This window comes from Roseateles aquatilis, from assembly GCF_002205645.1.
GTDB lineage: Bacteria > Pseudomonadota > Gammaproteobacteria > Burkholderiales > Burkholderiaceae_C > Roseateles > Roseateles aquatilis.
On record NZ_NIOF01000001.1, the window covers coordinates 96,240 to 114,710 of the forward strand.

The 18,471-nt window shown below is 71.1% G+C and carries 12 protein-coding genes; 3 read left to right on the forward strand and 9 right to left on the reverse strand.

What is annotated here, in order from left to right:
* Positions 1–107 precede the first annotated feature (107 nt).
* The 6 genes from CDN99_RS00440 to CDN99_RS00465 form a co-directional block, all read right to left on the reverse strand.
* Entirely contained in the window at positions 108–2,927 is a 2,820-nt protein-coding gene (locus CDN99_RS00440) for an ATP-binding protein (RefSeq protein WP_088382161.1), read from the reverse strand.
* Positions 2,927–3,640 carry a hypothetical protein gene (locus CDN99_RS00445; RefSeq protein ID WP_238139299.1) on the reverse strand — a complete coding sequence of 238 codons (714 nt, stop codon included), beginning with the start codon at positions 3,638–3,640 and terminating at the stop codon, positions 2,927–2,929. Before CDN99_RS00445 ends, CDN99_RS00440 begins: the two co-directional genes overlap by 1 nt.
* Positions 3,637–5,223, reverse strand: a complete 1,587-nt coding sequence (locus tag CDN99_RS00450) for a hypothetical protein (protein ID WP_088382162.1) — start codon at positions 5,221–5,223, stop codon at positions 3,637–3,639. Before CDN99_RS00450 ends, CDN99_RS00445 begins: the two co-directional genes overlap by 4 nt.
* Before the next feature lie 153 nt (positions 5,224–5,376).
* Positions 5,377–5,892: a GNAT family N-acetyltransferase gene (locus CDN99_RS00455; RefSeq protein ID WP_088382163.1), complete on the reverse strand. Its 516-nt coding sequence runs from the start codon at positions 5,890–5,892 to the stop codon at positions 5,377–5,379.
* The gene (locus CDN99_RS00460; protein WP_088382164.1) at positions 5,892–6,632 is read right to left on the reverse strand and encodes a DUF1294 domain-containing protein; all 741 of its coding nucleotides are present in this window, start codon (positions 6,630–6,632) and stop codon (positions 5,892–5,894) included. The genes CDN99_RS00455 and CDN99_RS00460 overlap by 1 nt, the downstream gene beginning before the upstream one ends.
* 45 nt (positions 6,633–6,677) lie before the next feature.
* Positions 6,678–8,633, reverse strand: coding sequence for a DEAD/DEAH box helicase (locus CDN99_RS00465; RefSeq protein ID WP_088382165.1), 1,956 nt, complete (start codon positions 8,631–8,633; stop codon positions 6,678–6,680).
* A gap of 672 nt (positions 8,634–9,305) precedes the next feature.
* Here CDN99_RS00465 and CDN99_RS00470 point away from each other — a divergent pair.
* Positions 9,306–10,844, forward strand: coding sequence for an FAD-binding oxidoreductase (locus CDN99_RS00470; RefSeq protein WP_158218715.1), 1,539 nt, complete (start codon positions 9,306–9,308; stop codon positions 10,842–10,844).
* Positions 10,845–10,866: 22 nt separating this feature from the next.
* On the opposite strand, the gene CDN99_RS00475 is transcribed toward CDN99_RS00470, so the two are convergent.
* The 3 genes from CDN99_RS00475 to orn all read right to left on the reverse strand — a co-directional run bounded on the left by CDN99_RS00475 (position 10,867) and on the right by orn (position 16,093).
* Positions 10,867–13,590 (reverse strand): hypothetical protein, encoded by a 2,724-nt coding sequence (locus CDN99_RS00475; RefSeq protein WP_088382167.1) that lies wholly within the window; start codon positions 13,588–13,590, stop codon positions 10,867–10,869.
* Complete coding sequence (locus CDN99_RS00480; RefSeq protein ID WP_088382168.1) at positions 13,529–15,439, reverse strand: chorismate-binding protein; 1,911 nt, start codon at positions 15,437–15,439, stop codon at positions 13,529–13,531. The genes CDN99_RS00475 and CDN99_RS00480 overlap by 62 nt, the downstream gene beginning before the upstream one ends.
* Before the next feature lie 63 nt (positions 15,440–15,502).
* Positions 15,503–16,093, reverse strand: a complete 591-nt coding sequence (gene orn / locus CDN99_RS00485; RefSeq protein WP_088382169.1) for an oligoribonuclease — start codon at positions 16,091–16,093, stop codon at positions 15,503–15,505.
* A 95-nt stretch (positions 16,094–16,188) separates the two neighbouring features.
* On the opposite strand from orn, the gene CDN99_RS00490 reads away from it, so the two are divergent.
* Together CDN99_RS00490 and rsgA are read left to right on the forward strand one after the other, a co-directional pair.
* Positions 16,189–17,517 carry a M48 family metallopeptidase gene (locus CDN99_RS00490; protein WP_088382170.1) on the forward strand — a complete coding sequence of 443 codons (1,329 nt, stop codon included), beginning with the start codon at positions 16,189–16,191 and terminating at the stop codon, positions 17,515–17,517.
* Positions 17,514–18,428 carry a ribosome small subunit-dependent GTPase A gene (rsgA, locus tag CDN99_RS00495; protein ID WP_088382171.1) on the forward strand — a complete coding sequence of 305 codons (915 nt, stop codon included), beginning with the start codon at positions 17,514–17,516 and terminating at the stop codon, positions 18,426–18,428. Before CDN99_RS00490 ends, rsgA begins: the two co-directional genes overlap by 4 nt.
* Positions 18,429–18,471: the final 43 nt, after the last annotated feature.

Genomic DNA, 18,471 nt, shown 5'->3' on the forward strand with positions numbered 1-18,471 from the left:
ATCTGCATCCCGATCCGCATCTCGAATCGACGCCGCGAATCGGAAAGAAGAAAGCCGCGCATCAGCGCGGCTTTCTCATGAAGCGGAATGAATCGGCGCGGACCGCCTCAGTCGTAGACCGACACCTCCGGCCGCCGCGCCAGCACCGCGATCGGGGGCGCCCAGCGCTCGCCGCGCGGCTTCTTGCTGGTGACCAGCGTGATCTCCGACGGCTCGAAGACCTCGACGTTGTGCGTGATCGGCGTCGTCAGCAGATACTGCGCGCGCGTGCTCTTGAGGAAGTGGCCCACCAGCTGAATGTTGCGCACGTCCAGATGCGCGAAGGGCTCATCGATGAAGACGAAACCTCCGGCGGCGTCGTCGTCCTTCATCAGTCCCACCAGCAGGATCAGGCTCTTGAGCACCTGCTGGCCGCCGGAGGCCTCGCCGTCGTTCAGCCCCACCTCGCCCTTGCCGTCGAAGTTGAACTTCACGTGCAACCCCGCCTGGGCCAGCACCGTGTCGTCGTTGTCCAGATGCGGCAACTCGGCCTGCGCGTGCACGCCGGCGAGTTCGCCCAGCTCCTGGACATTCTTCTTGTAGCGCCGCACCGTCGCGCGCAGCACGTCGATGTAGCGCTCGCGCGCGTTGAACGCGGCGATGCGGGCCATCTCGTTGCTGGCGCGGCGGTCGTCGAGCTGCGTGGTCTGTTCCAGCACCGCCATCTGCATGCGCGCGTGGCGCTCCTGCACCTGCGGGTCGGTTTCCCAGACGCCGGTGTCCAGCTCCTGCTGCACGTGGCGAGACGCGATCTCCGCCTGCTTGGCGTTCTCGAATTCATCGCGCAACGCGACCAGCCGCATCGGATGCACCCAGGCTGCGGGGAACTGGCCCTTCGCCTCGCGCGAGGCGCGCGCCAGGCCCAGCAGGTCGTCGCGCCGCGAGGCCCAGTCGCGCTCGGCGCGCAGCACGTTCTCCTCGCTGGCCTTCAGGCCTGCCTGTGCGGCTTCGTAGTCGCGCTCGGTGCGCGTGGACGCGGCCACCGCGCGATCATGCGCCTGGTCCAGCGAGCCCATGCGCGTCGCCGCCTCGATGCGCGCCTGGCGCAGGCCCGGCAGGCGTGCGCGCGCCTCGGCGAACTCCTCCGACCGCTCGGCCAGCTCCTGCGCCGCCTTGTGGCCTTGCGCGGCCCGCTGCGCGTCCTTCAGCTGACGCTCGATCTCCAGTTGCTCCTTGGCGAGCTTGGACAGCTCCAGGTCGTAGCGCGTCAGTTCCTTCTCGAGCGAGGCCCGGCGCGCGTCCAGCGCGGAGTCGCCGAATTGATAGTCGCGCGGCTCGACCCACAGGCTGCGGCCGCCGCGGCCGTCGCGGTAATAGGCATCGGGCGTGATCCATTCGCCGCCGGCCTGCGCGCCCTTCTCGGTGTCCCCGACGCAGCGGATGGACGCCAGCTGGCGCAGCAGCCAGCCCGGCGCCTTGGCGTTGAGCTTGAGGACCGACAGCAGGCTGTCCTTCGGGCTGACCGTCGGCGCGTGCTCGGCGTCGGCGACGACGTAATGCCGGTAACGCTCGCGCGAGGCGATGCGATAGGCCTGGCCCTCGTCGCCGGAACGCGCCAGCACCACCACCCAGCGCGACGGCCGCAGGAAGCCCTCGGCCGCGGCGCGCCAATGGTCGTCGGCGATGTCGATGCAATCGGCCAGCACGTGATGCGCGATGCCGGCCTCGTCGAGCGCCTTGCGGAAGCGCGTCACCTCCACCGGCGGCGGCGGCAGGCGTTGCCCGGTCAGATCGTCGAGCGCGGCTTGCGCCTTGCGCTGCTGGTCGTTCTGACGCGTGAAGCCCTCGCGCAACTGATGCTGGCGCGTGCCCAGCTCCTCCAGCTTGGCGGTCAACGCGGCGCCGTCGGTCTCCACCGCGGCCAGCGCCTTCAGGTCCTCCTCGCGCTTGGCGAGCTGCTCCATCGGCCGCTCGCCGTCACGCGCCGCCTCGAAGGCCTGGCGCGATTCCTTGCGCTGCGTCTCCAGCTCCGACAGCTTGTTCCGGGCCGCGTCCTGGGCCTGGAACAGCGCCAGCAGGTGCGCGCGCTTGTCGCTGATGCCGCGCTCGTCGGAGCGGGCGAACAGGCGCTGGCGGTGCATCTCGCGCAGTTGCTGGGCGGTGCGCAGGCGCTGCTCGCTCCACTGCAGCACCGGCACGACCTCGGTCGCGAGCCGCTCGCGCTCCTTCAAGCGCAACTGGTACTGCTGATAGCTGGTGACGCGGTTGGCCAGGTCGGACAACTGCGCCTGCGCGTGCGAGAGCTCGTGCGTCGACTGGTCGACTTCCTTCAGCAACTGCTGCTGGTGATTGCGCGCCAGCTCGTAGCGATCCAGCACCTCCTGGTCGCCGAAGACCTCGAAGACCAGCCGCAGCAGCTCCTTCGACGACAGCTCGCACAACCGGTCGGTCTGGCCCTGCTCCAGCGCCAGCACGCGACCGATCGCGCGCGTCAGGCCGGCGGCCTCCAGGCGCTTCTTCCAGGCCTCGATGCCGAGCCAGTCCTTCTCGGGCCGCGTCTCCAGCGCCTCGATCTCCTGGACGCCGTCGGCGACGACGTAACGGCGCACCCAGTCGCCGCCCTGACGCGAGATGCGGCAGGCCAGCGTCACCTGGTCGGCGTACAGCAGCGAGCTGGAGAACGGCCGGCTGCTGTTCTGACGCCCGCGCGGCCGGTTGTCCACCAGCGCGCGCAGCCAGGCGGTCTCCGCGTTGGCGTGGCGCGCATAGGTCTTGTAGGTCCGTCCGCCGGAACACTCCAGGCCCAGCAGCGTCCGCATCGCGTCGAGCAGCGTCGTCTTGCCCGAGCCGTTGGGCCCGGCGATGGTGATGATGTTGCCGTCCAGCGGCATCGAGACGCGGCGGCAGTAGTCCCAATGCAGCAGTTCCAGGGATTGCAAATGAAACATCAGGCGTCGCTCAGGTCGGATTCTTCGTTGTGGCGGGCGGCCAGGATCGCGGTCAGCATCGGGCCGGCCTCGCCGTCGGTGCTGCGGGCCAGCACGTCGGCCAGCGCGCCGTCCAGGATGCGCGGCGCCAGCGTGTCGTAGTCGAGCAGCAGATCCAGCAGCGGCCCTTCGGCGATGTCCTCGCCCTTGCGGGTGATGAACCCCTGGCGCTCCAGCAGCTTCAGGTTGGAGTCCAGCCGCATCTTCTTGCCCAGCTGGTTGCCGAAGTCGACCAGCAGGCTGCGGTAGGACAGTGTCGGCGCGCTGCTCGCGGCGCTGGGCAGGGGCTTGTCGGTCGCGAACATCTCGCCCTGCCCCTCGGCGGCCTCCTCGGCGCGCGCGAGCTGGCGCTGGCGCTTGGGCAGCACGATCAGCGCCCACAGCACCACCAGCAGCGCGACGCCGTCACGCGGCAGGTCGAGGTTGTTGTTGGCCGCCAGACCGGTCTCGCCGAACACGGCGACCTCGGCCGGACGCAGCATCGCCAGGGTGATGTGGTCGGCGTAGACGTTGTCCACGATGCGCAGGCCGACGGCGGACAGGCGCTCGTTCACGGCGCGCCAGAGCTCCTGGTCGATCAGCGCGCGCTTGACCAGCGGCTGGTTGCGCGGCAGCCAGCGGCGCGCCAGCAGTTGGGCCGCCAGTTGGGCGGCGTCGTCGAGTTGGTTGCTCATGCCTGGGAAGGAGTGTCGGCGGCGGCGTCATGACGGGCCGCGTCGGTCGCGGCCGCGTCGTGCATGTCATGCGCGCCATGCGCCTCGGCCATGGCGGCCGATGTGTCGGAAGGCGCGACGGCCTCGGCCGTCGCGGGAGAAGAGGCGTCATCGCCGGCGGCGGCGTCACCGGCCGTGGCGGCGACCGTGCTCGCGGCGGTCTTGCGTCGCGAGCGCTTCGGCGGATCGGCCGCGGGCGTCGCCTTGGGCTCGGGCTCCGGCTCGACCGGCGGCTCGACATCGGTCGAGTGCAGCACGCCCTGGCTCATCCAGGAGACGAACTCGTCGGTCACCGGCCCCTGCTGCGCGGACCAGCGCACGCGCCAGGGCTGGCGCGCCATGTCGCCGGTCGCGCCGGCCAGATGCTGCGCCTGCGGATCGCCGAGCAGCGGCAGCAACTGCGCGCGATACGCCGCGCGCGCGTAGCTGCCGCCCAGCACCGCCGGCCGCAGATCGTTGGTCGACACGCCGTCGCCGGTCCAGCGGCCCAGCATCGCCTGCAGCAGGCCCATCTCTGGCGGCAGGCTCATCACGGCCAGCTCACCCTCCGGCGCGGCCATGCCGGCGGGCAGCGGCTCGGGCGCGGGCGGCACCGGGCGGTCGCGCTCGAACTCGGCCTCGCAACCGTCCAGCAGCTCATGCTGCGCGACGAAGATCGGATGCACCGGCCGAGACAGCGCGCCCAGCGCGAGGTTCTCCAGGAAGGGCACGTCCTGCAGCCAGCGCCGCACGTCGGTCGTCGTGATGCCGGTGGAGCCCAGCGTGACGCGTTGGCGGTCGGCCTGCTGCAGCGCGCGGTTGAACTGGCTGGCCATCGCGAGCAATCGCGCCTGCGCCAGGCCCAGCTCGCGCGCGAGCCGCTCCAGCCGCGCGTTGCCCTCGGTCTGCGCCTGCTGGATGATCGCGGAGAGCGCGTCGCCGGCTTTCTCGACCAGCTTCAGCGCGCGCTCGAAACGCATGCGCGCGCGACGCAGGTGGAACTCCGAGCCGGACGCGATCGCGTCGGCGAACTCGTTGTACAGCCGCGAGAGCTGCGCCAGCAGATGCTGCAACTGCGCGGGTTCCAGCGTGCCCAGCTGCTGCGCGCCGGCCACGTTGGCGAGCAGCCCGGCCAGATCGCCGTCGTGACCGGGGCCCTGCGTCAGCGGAGACACCACCGCCATCAGCTGCTGAGCCAGCGGCGTCACGCCGTAATGCTGGTTCGACGGGTCCCAGGCCAGCAATTGCGCGTCGCGCAGGCGCTTGAGCACGAGCTCCAGCGCCTCGTCGCGCAGCACGTGGAAATGGCGGTTCAGGTCGTCGCGGGTGAGCCGCGAATGCGGCAGGGACATCAGCTCGATGAACACCCACACGCGCAGGCGCACCAGCGTGGCCGGGCCGTGGAACAGCGCGCGCTGCGCCGTCACCAGGGCCTCGTTGCGTTCCAGCTGCCACCACAGGAGCGAGTCCTGCGGCAATTGGCCCTCGCGGAAATAGTCTTCGAAGGATGGTTCGGGGAGATCGTCGCGCAGAGCCTCGTCCGCGCCTCCCGGGATCGCTGTCATAGCCGGCGATTATCCCAGCCCCCGACCCCTCCCCCGCTCACCCGAGAGCGGGATAACCCGCAGTCCGGACAACACGGCGAAACAAGCGACATCGAAGGAAAGAATCATTGACGACCGGCCGCGCGCGGGACCACGCGATGCGCCGGGACGGCATCAGACGGGCCGCAGCGTGCGACGCATCAGGTGCGCGTCGGGACCGAAGCTGGCGAGCTTGGCGGCCACCGCCGGCGACGACGCGTCGGACTCCTGGAAGCCCTGGCGCCGCCAGTACTCGCGCGAGCCCTGCACCGCGATCAGCGCGACCTGCGTCAGGCCCATGTCCTGGGCACGCCGCACCACCTGCTGCACCAGCTTGTGGCCCAGGCGCTGGGCGCGGCCCGCCGGCGACACCGCCAGATCGTGCAGGTACAACGTGCGCGGCGCGCGGGCTGGCGCCACCGACGATGCGTCGAGCGCCGGCAGTTGACCGTCGTCCACCGGCAGGCTGACCACGTAGGCCAGCGGCTCGCCGGCCTGGACCGCCAGGAAGGAGCAATGCAGATGACGGGCCGCCTGCAGCTTGGCCTCGAAGGCCGCGGCGCTTTCCAGGAACTCGGGCCCATAACACTGGGCCTGCAAGGCGAGCACGGCGGGCACGTCGGCCGTGTCGATGATTTTCAGCTGCAACATCAGACGGAGAAGCCGCCCAGTCGCGCGTTCCAATGGTCGGAGAGCCCGGAGAAGAACGGCGACAGCAAGGGCGTGTAGAGAAAAATGAAGCCGAGGATGTTGAGGACGACGCTCAACCAGAACACGCGCCGGAAGCCCGGCTTGGCGCTCTTGTGCCTCAGCAAGTGCTGTGCCAGCAATGCGCCCGGCCAGCCGCACAGCAACGCCAGGCCGTGCAGGGTCGCCTCCTTCACGCGCCACTGGCCCAGCCGGGCCGCGCGCTTGTCCAGCGCGTAGACGATGAAGGTCGCCAGGCTCATGGCCATGTAGAACCCCCAGAGCCCGCGCGGCAGGGGCCAGGCCAGGTGCGTCAGCAGCACCAGCAAGGCGAACGCCGGCACGAGCCAGAGCGCGGCGCCGGTGTCCGCGGAAGCGGCGGAAGAGGACGAGGGAGAAGAGGAAGCGGCGCGCGGAGCCGGCGCCGGTCGGGAGCGCCGCCCCGCACGGGACGGCGTGTCGGCCTGTGGCGGCGGGCCGGCGGGGGCCGGCTTCGCCTCGAGGCTCTTGATCTTCAGCGCGCGGGGCTTGCCCTGCGCGTCGGTGCCGGGCTCGTAGCTGACGTGCTCGCCGACGTAGGGTCGGCGAGGCCGCAGACCGAAAGCGCCGATGTGCGCGAATCGCTTCGGTCCGCCGTCGGACGGCGCGATGAAGCCGTAGCCCTTCGCGTCATCCCACTGGACGATCCGACCCTCGATGCGCATCGGTCAGTTGCCGCCGATCTCGTCAGTTCCGTGGCCGCGAGCGGCTCAGAACTTGCGCGGACCCTTGCGGGCCTGGAAGCCGCCACGGTCGTCGCCGCGGTCGCCACCGGCCGGGCCTCGGCCCGGACCCTTGCCGAAGGCCGGCTTGGCCGGACGGCCTTCGAAACGGGTGTCGCCGCCCTTGCTGAAGGCCGGACGCTCGGCACGCGGGGCATAGCGGTCGTTGTTGTCGGCCGAGCGGTCGAAACCACCGGCGTTGCCGCCGAAGTCGCGCTGCGGACGGTCCTGGAAGCCACCGTCGCGGCGTTGGCCGAAGCCCTGGCCGTCACGCTGCGGACGGTCGCCGTAGTTCGGACGGTCACCGAAATTCGGGCGGTCGCCTTGCGGGCGATCACCGTAGTTCGGGCGCTCGCCGAAACGCGGCGCGTCGTTGCGACGCGGCTCGAAGCGGTGGCCCCCCTGCGGGCCTTGACCGCCGCCGAAACCCCCTTGCGGACGATCGCCGAAGGCCGGACGGCCTTCCGGACGCTCGAAGCGGGCGGTGTTGTCGAAGCGGTTGTCATTGCCACGATAGCCGCCGCCTTGCGGACGGTTGCCGCCGAAGCCGCCACGATTGCCGCCGCCGAAACCGCCGCGGTCGTTGCCACGATAGCCGCCGCGATCACCGCCACGGTCGCCGCGATCGGCATAGCCGCCCGGACGCGGCGGGAAGATGCGCGGCTCTTCGTTGCGCGGCTCCAGGCCCGTGATGCGGGACACCGGGATCGGCTGCGTCGTGAACTGCTGGATGCGCTTGATCATCGACAGGTCCTGGCGCTCGGCCAGCGTCACCGCGATGCCGGAGCGGCCGGCGCGGCCGGTGCGGCCGATGCGGTGGACGTAGTCCTCCGCCTTCATCGGCAGGCCGAAGTTGATGACGTGGGAGATCGTCGGCACGTCGATGCCGCGGGCGGCCACGTCGGTGGCGACCAGCACGCGCAGGTCGCGACGGCGCAGCGCCATCAGCGTGCGGGTGCGCTTGCCCTGCGGCATGCCGCCGTGCAGCGCGGCGACACGGTGGCCGATGGCGGCCAGTTGCTCCGCCAGCCACTCGGTGTCCTGCTGGGTGCTGGTGAAGACGACGGCCTGGTCGACGTCACGCTCACCCAGGATGTGCTCCAGCAGCTTGCGCTTGTGCTGGCCATTGTCGGCCCAGTGCAGACGCTGCTCGATGCTCTCGTGGGTGTCGGTATGGCCCGACACGTCGATGCGCTGCGGGTCCTTCATCAGCTGCGACGCCAGGCGGCCGGTGTTGCCGGCGAAGGTCGCGCTGTACATCAGCGTCTGGCGCGTAGCCGGGATTTGCTGGGACACGAACTCGATGTCCTCGATGAAGCCCATGTCGAGCATGCGGTCGGCTTCGTCGAGCACGAACATCGTCACGCTCTCCAGCTTGCAGCGGCCGCTGTTGATGTGGTCCAGCAGGCGACCCGGGGTCGCGATCAGGATGTCGAGCTGGCCGGCCAGCGCGCGCAGCTGCTGCGCGTAGGGCATGCCGCCCAGCACGGTGGCCACGCGCAGGCCCTGGATGTGGCGGCCGTAGGTCATCGCGGACTTGGCGACCTGCATCGCCAGCTCACGCGTCGGGGCCAGCACCAGCACGCGCGGGCCGACCACCTTGGTCTTGTCGCCGGCGGCACGCGCGGCGCGGGTGTTCAGCACCTGCTGCAGGGCGGGCAGGATGAAGGACGCGGTCTTGCCCGAGCCGGTGCGCGAGGAAACCATCAGGTCCTTGCCTTCCAGCGCCGGCGGGATCGCGCGGCCTTGCACCTCGGTGGCGTTCTCGTAGCCGGAATCCTTCACGGCGCGCAGCAGCGCGTCGTGCAGGCCCAGCGTGGCGAAGGCGACGCCGGTGGGCTCCGCCGCGGCTTCCGTCTCCACGGTGTCGACGGTCAGGTCAAGCTCGACGTCGTTTTGTTCGATGTTCTGGGCGTCGGCGTTCAGGTCGTGTTCGAAACTCATATGCAGTCCAAGAGCGCGCAGCAACGCATATGCCGAGGTCATCAGCATCTGCGCCGAAGCGCTGTTCCACCGCGCGAAATCAAAGGCGTCGCGGCGGAAAGTGATGTCGCTGGGAGAAAGCTCGCGTCGATCACCAGAATGGAAAGCACATGCGCGGCGCGGCTCGCAAGCGGCGGAACGGCATGACGGGCCTGGTGAGGCGCCGGGGAACAGTCAAGCGACGGCATCGCCGCCGACCGAACCCGAGGGTATGCAGTGCACGGTCCCAGGCGATGGGAGCGCGGCAGCGGCAAGGTGCCGGTGCCTGCGTGGTGCTCGAATTCGAGTACCGGCGCAGCGGACTGCAAGAGGTCAGAGGAGACGTACGAAGCACCGCCCGTAGCGGTGAAGCCCACGACTATAACGCAGTTTGGGGTTTTCACCTAGCGCAAATGCAGAAGGGCTCCCAGGCCACCTGTCGCGCCCGCTTGGGGGATGGTCTGATCACCTCCCACGCCCGCCACAGCCTCACTTCGGGCGCCCCGCGGCGTTGCGGCGCATCGCGAATCGGCGCCGCGTCAGCCGCGGCAAGTCATGCAGACCTTCCCTAAGTCGAATGGATCCATTCCGGACTTAAACTGGTATTCGATTGGACTCTCTCGAAGTCCACGACACCGTTCGGGGAGACGACGGATGGACAGACGGCGATTCTTGGCGGCGGGCGCGGGCGCGCTCGCCAGCGGGTGGCTGGCCGGATGCGGCGGCGGGGGCGGCGCCGCCGGCACGCCGGTCTCGCCGCCGGGCACGCCGCCGACATCCGGCGGCCCGGACTGGAGCGCGCTCCGGCCCCAGCTGCAAGGCCAGTTGCTGTTGCCGACGGACGTGGACTTCAACACCCTGCGCCTGCCCGCCAACGCGCGCTACGACGGCACCGTGCCGCTGGCGCTCGCGCGCTGCGCGCGCACCGAGGACGTGGCGGCCGCCCTCGCCTTCGCCCGCGCCAGCCAGTTGCCCTTCACCCCGCGCAGCGGCGGCCACAGCTACCTCGGCGCGTCCACCGGCACCGGCCTGATCGTGGACACCGGCCCGATGGACGCCGTCCGCATGGACGGCGACATCGCTGTCGTCGGCGCCGGCGCGAAGCTCGCCGACGTCTACCGCGCGCTGCTGGCGCTGCCCTCGCCGCGCGTGCTGCCCTCGGGCAGTTGCGTGACCGTCGGCATCACCGGCATCGCGCTGGGCGGCGGCTTCGGCTACTTCCAGCGCCTGCACGGACTGACTTGCGACGCCCTGGTCGGCGCGACCGTCGTCGACGCGAACGGCAGGTCCCTTGTCTGCGACGCCACGTCCAACACCGACCTCTTCTGGGCCCTGCGCGGCGGTGGTGGCGGCCAGTTCGGCATCGTCACCGAACTGCGTTTCCAGACCCGGCCGGTGACCGCGATGAGCTCGGCATCGGTCTCGTTCGCCGCCGTGGACGCGACCCGGGCGCTCGCCGCCTGGCAGGCATGGAGCGCCGCGCAGCCCGACACGGTGTGGTCGCAGGGGGTGCTGGGCGTCGACTTCACCGGGACCTTGGGCCTGGGCATCAACGCCGTGGCGATGGACACCGCCGATGCGCTGCAGGCGACCTGGGGGCCCTTGCTGACGGCGATCGGCGCCATGCCCGTCGCCCGGACCGCGCCTCAGGCGCTGACGGCCCAGGCGCTGCTGCTCGCGTCCTGCAACGGCCTCACGGCGACGCAGTGCCATTTGTCCTCGCAGGTGCCGGGCGGCGTGCTGCAGCGCGTGGCGATGTCCGCCAGCTCCGACTTCTTCAACCAGCCGCTGCCGGCCGCCGGCATCCAGGCGCTGACCGATGCGCTGCTGGCGCGCGCACGCGCCGGCCGGAACAGCGCGGTGATCCTGGACCAGATGGGCGGCGCGATCAGCCGCGTGGCGGTGGACGCCACCGCCTTCCCGCATCGCGCGGCGCGCTTCAGCGCCCAGTACCTGACGGAGAGCATGCGCGGCACGTCGGCCGACCTGCTCGACGCCGACGCGAGGTGGGCCAACGGCATGCGCGACACGATGAAGTCCTGGTCCAGCGGCGGCGCCTACGTCAACTACCCGGACAAGGCCATCGCCAATCCCGGCGATGCCTACTACGGCGGCAACCTCGCGCGGTTGCAGTACATCCGCGCGGCGGTCGATCCGAACCGGGTCTTCAAGTCGGGCGTGGTGTCGCTCTGACGTCTCCCACGCCCCCGACCGCTCACAGCCCGTCGAGCAGCGCCGGCAGCACGTCCATCAGCGCCTCGAGCTGATCCGCGTCCAGCCACGCGGGCGCGCTGTCCAGCCAGGCCGGGAAGGCGATGCCTTCGCGCTGCGCGCGCAGCATGGCCGCATCCAGCGACCCGTCGATCAGCAGCAGCGCCGACGGCACCCCGCAAGCGTCCCCGCCACGGAGCGCATCCAGACGCGCGCCGAGCACCTCGGCGCGCCACGGCAGGTCCGCGTGCACGATGGCGACGCGATCCTCGACCAACGCATCCGCGTCGAGGCCGCCCAACGCGTCGTCGCTGGCCAGCAGCACGCCGGCCTCGGCCGCGCGCCATGCCGACAGCGCGGCCTCGCGCACCTCGGGCGAATCGCCCGCACGCAGCCGCTGCGGCGGCAGTCGACGCAGTTGTGGCGACATCGACAAGCTGTCCAGCAACGTCTCGGAGCGCGCGCAGACGACCAGGCGCGCGGCGGCCGGCACGGCGCCCTGGATCCATTCGCGACGCAGCGCGAGCACCGCCTCCGCCTTGGCGGCCAGCGCCTGACGAGACGCGGGCGGCAGCAGGGCCAGCGCTTCCAGCAACTGCTGCTGCTCGGCGCTGCCGAGGTAACGCAGCGCCGTCCAGCGCTCGATCAGGTGGCGCAACTGCTTGAGCGGCGCCGCAGGCAGGCTGGCGCCGGCGGCTTCCAGCCACAGCGGCGTCAGCAGCGCGCCTGGCAGGCTGTCGGTCAGCTCACGCTTGCGGCGCGACAGGACGACCGATTGCAGCGCTTCACGCCGGTGTTTCTTGCCGGCGTCGGCGGGCAGCGCACGCAGTTGCGCGAGCGGTCCGCGGCGGGCGTCGTCGAGCCAGTCGACCCAGGCGTCCAGGCGCGCGTCGCCCAGTGGCTCCTGATGCGCGATCAGCAGCAGGTGCGCGGCGGGCAGCGCGCACAGCGCGGCCAGGCGCTCCGCGTCGACCGTCTCGATGCCGTCGACGACGAGCAACCCCGGCGCCAGCCTGGCCGGCGGCTCGACGGCCAGTGCGACCGACGTCGCCTCGTCGCCGAGCCAGCGCCTCAGGTCACGACGCCATGCCGCATGCGCGGCCTCGGGCGCCACTACCAGCGCCGGCTTCACGCCGAAGAGCTCGGACCACAGGCGGATCGCGGCGATCGCCGCACCACGCTGGCCCAGCCCCAGGTCGTCGGCCACCAGCGCCCGGCCGGCGCAGACGGCGAACAGCGCCGCTTCCCAGGCATAAGCGGGCAGCTCGTCGCGCAGCAGCGCACGCATCGCCACGCCGTCGCTCATCAGCGATTCCAGACGCAGCACGCGTGCCTGCGCATCGCGACCGCAGGACAGTTGCGGCCACACCGGCGCGTCGACGCGCAGTACCACGCCCAGCGCGCGGGCCTCGGCCAGCACCTGCTGCAGCCAGGCATGCGAGCCTTCAGCGGCGCGGCGCTGCTGCCGGTCCAGGCCGGGCTGATCGCGCAGACGCTCGGGGACATCGCGGCCGCAGACCCATTGCACCTGGCGCGCGGCGCCCGGCACCAGCCAGACTTCGGCCTCGCGCGCGGGCCAGCCGGCGTCGAGCGCCTGTCGCTGGGCTCGATCGAGCAGTGCCAGCAGTTGCTCGCCGTGCTCGCACGCGCCCTGCTCCAGGTAGCCGGCGCAATCGCAACGCCAGGTCTGGCGGCCGAGCAGCCGCAGGCGGAAGGTGCCGCCGGTTTCGATGTGACGCAACTCGTAGTCGCCGAAGACGCCGTCGTCCTCGCGCGGGCCCAGCGTGAAGCGTGGCGGCTCGGGTGGCACGACGGGAACGGCCTCGATGGCGTCGATGGGCGCCTCGCCATCCAGGCCTTGCTCGGTGTTCTCGGCTGACTCCGCCTGCTCGGTCGAATCCGTTTTCGCCTTCGTCCTTCGACGCCCCTTGCGGGCCGGCGCGCCCTCACGCGCCAAGTCGTCCGCCGTGGCCGAGGCCTCGCTCACCGGCGTTGCCGTGGCAGCTTCACCGGTCTGGTCGACCCCCTCGGCTTGGCCGATCCTGGCGGCATGGTCGGCCCGGTCGTCCTCGGCGGCTTGATCGGCCGGGTCGGCCCGGTCCACCTGATCGGTCTGGCCAGTCAAGAGAGGCTCGACGGGGTCGACCGCCGCATCGGCGTCGACGATCGGCGCACGCTCGGCGGCACTCGCGCGCTTGCGGGCAGACCTGGATTTCGTGGCGCGTGGACTCGGCCGCTCGTCGCCGGATTCGACAGCGGCCGTACCGCCGTCAACTGCCGCATCCCGCGCGTCGGCGGCACGCGCAGCCTGGGCGGGGTCGGTGGCATCGACGGCGTCGATGGCGGGCTCGCTCGCCCGACTCCGGGAGGCGGGCGAGGTCCATTTTGTCCAGGACACGGGCGCTTCCTCGGGCTCGTCGGCGATCGGCTCGGCGGCCGATTTGTCGGGCACCCCCGGGGCCGATTCGCCGGTCGACTCGCTCGGCGCCTCGTCAGCCACGGCCGGCACGCTGGCGCGGCCCCTCGGCGCACGCTTGCGCGCGGGTTTCGGAGCAGGAGCGGCTGCGGGCTCGGCCAGGACCTCGGGCATCGGCGCGGTCGCCGTCTCGGCGGCGGCGGCCGTCGCGGCCTCGACCGCGGCGTCCGTCGCCGGCGCGTTGCTGGCGTCAGCCTCGCGGGTCGTGCGGGTCTTGCGCGCCGCCGGGCGGCGCTTGGGAGAAGTCGTCATGAAGATCCTCGTGCCGCAGCCGCGCCTCGCGCCAGCCCCGGACACTGTTGAAGATGGCGAGCGCATGCGCTCGCCGCAAGTCGTCCAGGGTCAGTCGCGCCTCGCGCAGCCGGCCCTGTTCCAGCAGTTCCTCACGCAGCGTGCCGGGCAGCAGGCCGGCGTCGACGCGCGGCGTCAGCCACGGCCCGTCCGGCTCCCGCCGCAGCGCGAGGTTGGTCAGGCAGCCTTCGGTCAGCTCGCCGTCCCGGTTGAAAAGCAGCACGTCGAAGCAGTCCGCCGGCTTCGCGTCCAGGAAGGCCTGGTACACCTCGCGGCGCGTCGTCTTGTGCTGGATGAATTCAGCGGCCGGGCCACGCGTGTCGATCGGCGTCGCGGCCAGCGCCACGCGCACGGGACCGGTCTCCGCGACGGGCAGCGCCTGGACCGAGTCCGTCAACGCGCCGTCGCGCGCCAGCGTCAGGCGCACGCGCCAGGCGCCGCGCGGATGCATCGCCGCCAGGCTCACCAGACGCAGCTTCACCGCATCCACCTGCCAGACCAGCCCGAAGTGCCGCGCCGTGCGCTGCATCCGCGCCACGTGCCGCGCCGCGTGCTCGAAGACGCCGTCCTCCAGGCGCAGCGTCTCCAGCGCCTCGACCGGCGCCTGCGCGCGGGTCAGGAAGCGCGACTTGGCGCGCCACTCGTCGATCTCGTCGCGCGACGACGAATCGAGCGTGATGCCACTGCCGACACCGCAGCGCAGCGCGGCGCCCCGCTGTTCCACCGTGCGGATCGGCACGTTGAAGCTGACCGCGCCGCCGGGCTGCAGCAGCCCGAGCGCGCCGCAGTACCAGCCGCGCGGGCCGGGCTCCAGCTCGTCGATGACTTCCATCGCGCGTTTCTTCGGCGCGCCGGTGATCGAGCCGCACGGGAACAGCGCGGCCATCACGTCGTCCAGCGCCAGGCCGGCGCGGCTGACCGCGCTGATGGTCGACGTCATCTGCCAGACCGTCGGCAGCGCATGCAGCTCGAACAGCCGCGGCACGCGCACCGATCCCGGCACCGCCACGCGCGACAGGTCGTTGCGCAGCAGGTCCACGATCATGAGGTTCTCGGCGCGCTCCTTGGCGCTGGTGCGCAGGTAGGCCTGCGCGGCCTCGTCGCCGGCGCGGTCGCGGCCGCGCGGCGCGGTGCCCTTCATCGGTTGCGCCGACAACAGCCAGGTGTGGCTGGCCTGGGGTTGTTCCGGCAACGGGCGCCAGTCGAAGAACAGTTCCGGCGACACGCTCGCCACCGTGCCGTCCTCGGTCCGCATGAAGAGCGCGAAACCACCCGGCTGCGCCGCGTGCAGGGCGAAGAAATGGGCGGCGGCATCGAAGCCCTCGCCCGCCTCGGCGTGCAATCGCGTCGTCAGATTGACCTGGTAGCAGTCGCCCGCGCGGATGTACTCGCGGATGTGCTCGACCTGCGCCTGCTCGCGCGCGTCCGTCTGCTCGTCGCGCCAGGCCGACATCGCCTGAGCCCGCCGCGCGCCCTCGGCCGCGAGTTGATCGGGCCACGGCCGCGGCGGCTCCTCCCAGACCAGGAACTCCGCCAGCGGCGCGTCGCCCGCGGGCCGAGTCCGCAGCGCCGGCTCCAGCGCGCCGGCCGCCTCGTAACGCAAGCCGCCGAGCACCCAGGCACCGGCGCGCGCCGCCATGTGAGCCAGGCGCAGCACGGTGCGCAGGCGATCCGGATCGCGCGCGATCAGGCGCTGCGCGGGCGGCGCGAAGAAGACGCCGCGCACGCGTTCGCCGTCCTCGCGCGCCAGCGGATGGCGCGGAAAGTCGAAAGCCGCCCACAGGTCCTGGGGGCGGTGCGAGGTATCCATCGGGGTCTCAGTCGCGCGGTGGGCGGTGCGTCGGATCGGCCATGGGGCCCGGCATCCGGGCGATCAGTCCAGCTTCAGGAAGCGTTCGCGGTAATGGATCAGTTCTTCGATCGACTCGTGGATGTCGGCCAGCGCGGTGTGGGCCTGCGCCTTCTTGAAGCCGTCCATCGCGGACGGCTTCCAGCGGCGCGCCAGCTCCTTCAGCGTGGACACGTCCAGGTTGCGGTAATGGAAGAACGCCTCCAGCTTGGGCATGTAGTTGGCCAGGAAGCGGCGGTCCTGGCAGATCGAGTTGCCGGCCATCGGCGACTTGCTGGCCGGCACGTAGGCCTTGAGGAAGTCGATCACCTGCTGCTCGGCGTCGGCCTCGGAGACCGTCGACGCCTTGACGCGGTCGATCAGGCCGCTCTTGCCGTGCGTGCCCTTGTTCCAGGCGTCCATGCCGTCCAGCGTCTCGTCGGACTGGTGCACGGCGAAGACCGGGCCTTCCACGCGCACGGTCAGTTGCGGGTCGGTCACGACGACGGCGATCTCGATGATGCGGTCCTTGTCGGGGAACAGGCCTGTCATTTCCAGGTCGATCCAGATCAGGTTCTGGTCGTTGAAGGCAAGCGTGGGCGCCGCGGCGCCGGCGACGGTGGTGGCTGTCGTCATGGAGGGTTGTCCTTTGCGTTGGGCGCGATTGTCGCCGAGCCCGCGAGCCTCCGACGAGGAAACCCCGCGAGGTCCACCCCTCTACACTCCGGCCCATGCAAGTCTCTTCCGCGCTGCTGACGCAGTCGCCCCTGATCCTGACCGCCGCGTTCGTCGCGGCCGTGATCCTGTCCTTCCTGCTGAAGCTGTGGCTGTCCTCGCGGCAGATGCGGCACGTGGCCCGGCACCGCCGCGAGGTGCCGACGGCCTTCGTCGGCACGGTGCCGCTGTCGGCGCACCAGAAGGCCGCCGACTACACCGTCGCGCGCGGCCGTTTCGGCACGCTGCACCTGGCCTGGGACACCGCGCTGCTGATCGGCTGGACGCTGCTGGGCGGGCTGGACCTGCTGAACCAATGGGCGCTGACGTGGCTGCCGCACCTGGGGCCGATGGGCTACCAGCTCGGGCTGCTGACCGCGTTCGCCCTGGTCTCGGGGCTGCTGGACCTGCCCTGGTCGCTCTACAACACCTTCCGGCTGGAGGAGCGTTTCGGCTTCAACCGCACGACGCTGAAGCTGTTCATCGCCGACGGCGTCAAGGGATTGGTGGTGGGCGCGCTGATCGGGCTGCCGATCGCGGCGCTGATCCTGTGGCTGATGGCCAAGGCCGGCGGCGCCTGGTGGCTGTGGGCCTGGGGCGCGTGGATGGGCTTCAACCTGCTGATGCTGGTGCTGTACCCGACGGTCATCGCGCCGCTGTTCAACAAGTTCCAGCCGCTCGAGGACGCCGTGCTGCGCGAGCGCGTGCAGACGCTGATGGCGCGTTGCGGCTTCGCCGCCAAGGGTCTGTTCGTGATGGACGGCAGCAAGCGCTCGGCGCATGGCAATGCCTACTTCACCGGCCTGGGCGCCGCCAAGCGCGTGGTGTTCTTCGACACGCTGCTGGCGCGGCTCGCGCCGGCGGAGGTCGAGGCGGTGTTGGCTCACGAGCTGGGCCACTTCAAGCGCCGCCATGTGCTTCAGCGCATGGCGCTGATGTTCGCGCTCAGCCTGGCCGGCTTCGCACTGCTGGGCTGGCTCAGCACGCAGGTCGGCTTCTACCTCGGCCTGGGGGCCCGCCCCAGCCTGGACGCGCCCAACGACGCGCTGGCGCTGCTGCTGATCATGCTGGCGCTGCCGCCCTTCACCTTCTTCCTGACGCCGCTGATGTCCCACTGGTCCCGCAAACACGAATTCGAGGCCGATGCCTACGCCTGCGCCCAGGCCAGCGGCGCCGACCTGTCGAACGCGCTGCTCAAGCTGCATGAGGACAACGCCGGCACGCTGACGCCGGATCCGCTGTTCGCGCGCTTCTACTATTCGCATCCCCCGGCCAGCGAGCGGCTCGCGGCGATCGCCACGGCGGCGGCGTCGGGCCCGCGCGGCGCCATGGGACAGGCGGCATGAGCGCCGCCGGGCAAGGTCGCCAGACCGGGCTGGTGGTGCGCGGCCACGGCCGCCATTACCTCATCGAGGACCACGACGGCCAGCGCGTTCACTGCCTGACGCGCGGCAAGAAAAGCGATTGCGTCGTCGGCGACCGCGTGCGCTGGCAGCGCAGCAGCGAGCACGAGGGCGTGATCGAGTCCGTCGAGCCGCGCCGCAACCTGCTGTTCCGGCAGGACGAGTGGAAGACCAAGAGCTTCGCGGCCAACCTCGACCGATTGCTGATCCTGGTCGCGGTGGAGCCGCAGTTCTCCGAGTCGCAGCTCACGCGCGCGCTGATCGCCGCGTCCAGCGCGGGCATCGAGGCGGACATCGTCCTCAACAAGACCGACCTGCCCGGCGCCGATGCGGCGCGCGCGCGGCTGGCGCCCTACACGGCGATGGGTCAGCGGGTGCTGGAGCTCAGCCTCAAGGGGCGTCCGGAGGCGTCGCGGGAGGTGCTGATGCCGCTGCTCGACGGCCAGGCCACGCTGGTGCTGGGCCCCAGCGGCACCGGCAAGAGCACGCTGATCAACCTGCTGGTGCCGGATGCGAAGGCGCAGATCGGCGAGATCTCGCAGGCGCTGAATTCCGGTCGGCACACGACGACGACGACGCAGTGGTACTGGATGGACGCGGCGCGCAAGAACGCGCTGATCGACTCGCCGGGCTTCCAGGAATTTGGACTGCGGCAGATCGCCGCGCCGGACCTGGCGAGCTACATGCTCGATTTCAAGCCGTATCTGGGCGAGTGCCGCTTCCACAACTGCAGCCATCGGCACGAGCCGGGCTGCGCGGTGCTGGTGGCCGTCGAGGCGGGCAGGATCAGCCCGTCGCGGTACCGGATCTATGACGAGCTCTGGAACGAGCTCAGCAGTCCGCCGAAGTATTGAGCGACCCGGACGCGGCGCGCCGGGTTAGGCGCGAAGGCGGACT

Coding starts and splice junctions, on each gene's coding strand:
- CDN99_RS00440 (WP_088382161.1), bottom strand. CDS start 2,927: ATGTTTCATTTGCAATCCCTGGAACTGCTGCATTGGGACTACTGCCGC.
- CDN99_RS00445 (WP_238139299.1), bottom strand. CDS start 3,640: ATGAGCAACCAACTCGACGACGCCGCCCAACTGGCGGCCCAACTGCTG.
- CDN99_RS00450 (WP_088382162.1), bottom strand. CDS start 5,223: ATGACAGCGATCCCGGGAGGCGCGGACGAGGCTCTGCGCGACGATCTC.
- CDN99_RS00455 (WP_088382163.1), bottom strand. CDS start 5,892: ATGTTGCAGCTGAAAATCATCGACACGGCCGACGTGCCCGCCGTGCTC.
- CDN99_RS00460 (WP_088382164.1), bottom strand. CDS start 6,632: ATGCGCATCGAGGGTCGGATCGTCCAGTGGGATGACGCGAAGGGCTAC.
- CDN99_RS00465 (WP_088382165.1), bottom strand. CDS start 8,633: ATGAGTTTCGAACACGACCTGAACGCCGACGCCCAGAACATCGAACAA.
- CDN99_RS00470 (WP_158218715.1), top strand. CDS start 9,306: ATGGACAGACGGCGATTCTTGGCGGCGGGCGCGGGCGCGCTCGCCAGC.
- CDN99_RS00475 (WP_088382167.1), bottom strand. CDS start 13,590: ATGACGACTTCTCCCAAGCGCCGCCCGGCGGCGCGCAAGACCCGCACG.
- CDN99_RS00480 (WP_088382168.1), bottom strand. CDS start 15,439: ATGGATACCTCGCACCGCCCCCAGGACCTGTGGGCGGCTTTCGACTTT.
- orn (WP_088382169.1), bottom strand. CDS start 16,093: ATGACGACAGCCACCACCGTCGCCGGCGCCGCGGCGCCCACGCTTGCC.
- CDN99_RS00490 (WP_088382170.1), top strand. CDS start 16,189: ATGCAAGTCTCTTCCGCGCTGCTGACGCAGTCGCCCCTGATCCTGACC.
- rsgA (WP_088382171.1), top strand. CDS start 17,514: ATGAGCGCCGCCGGGCAAGGTCGCCAGACCGGGCTGGTGGTGCGCGGC.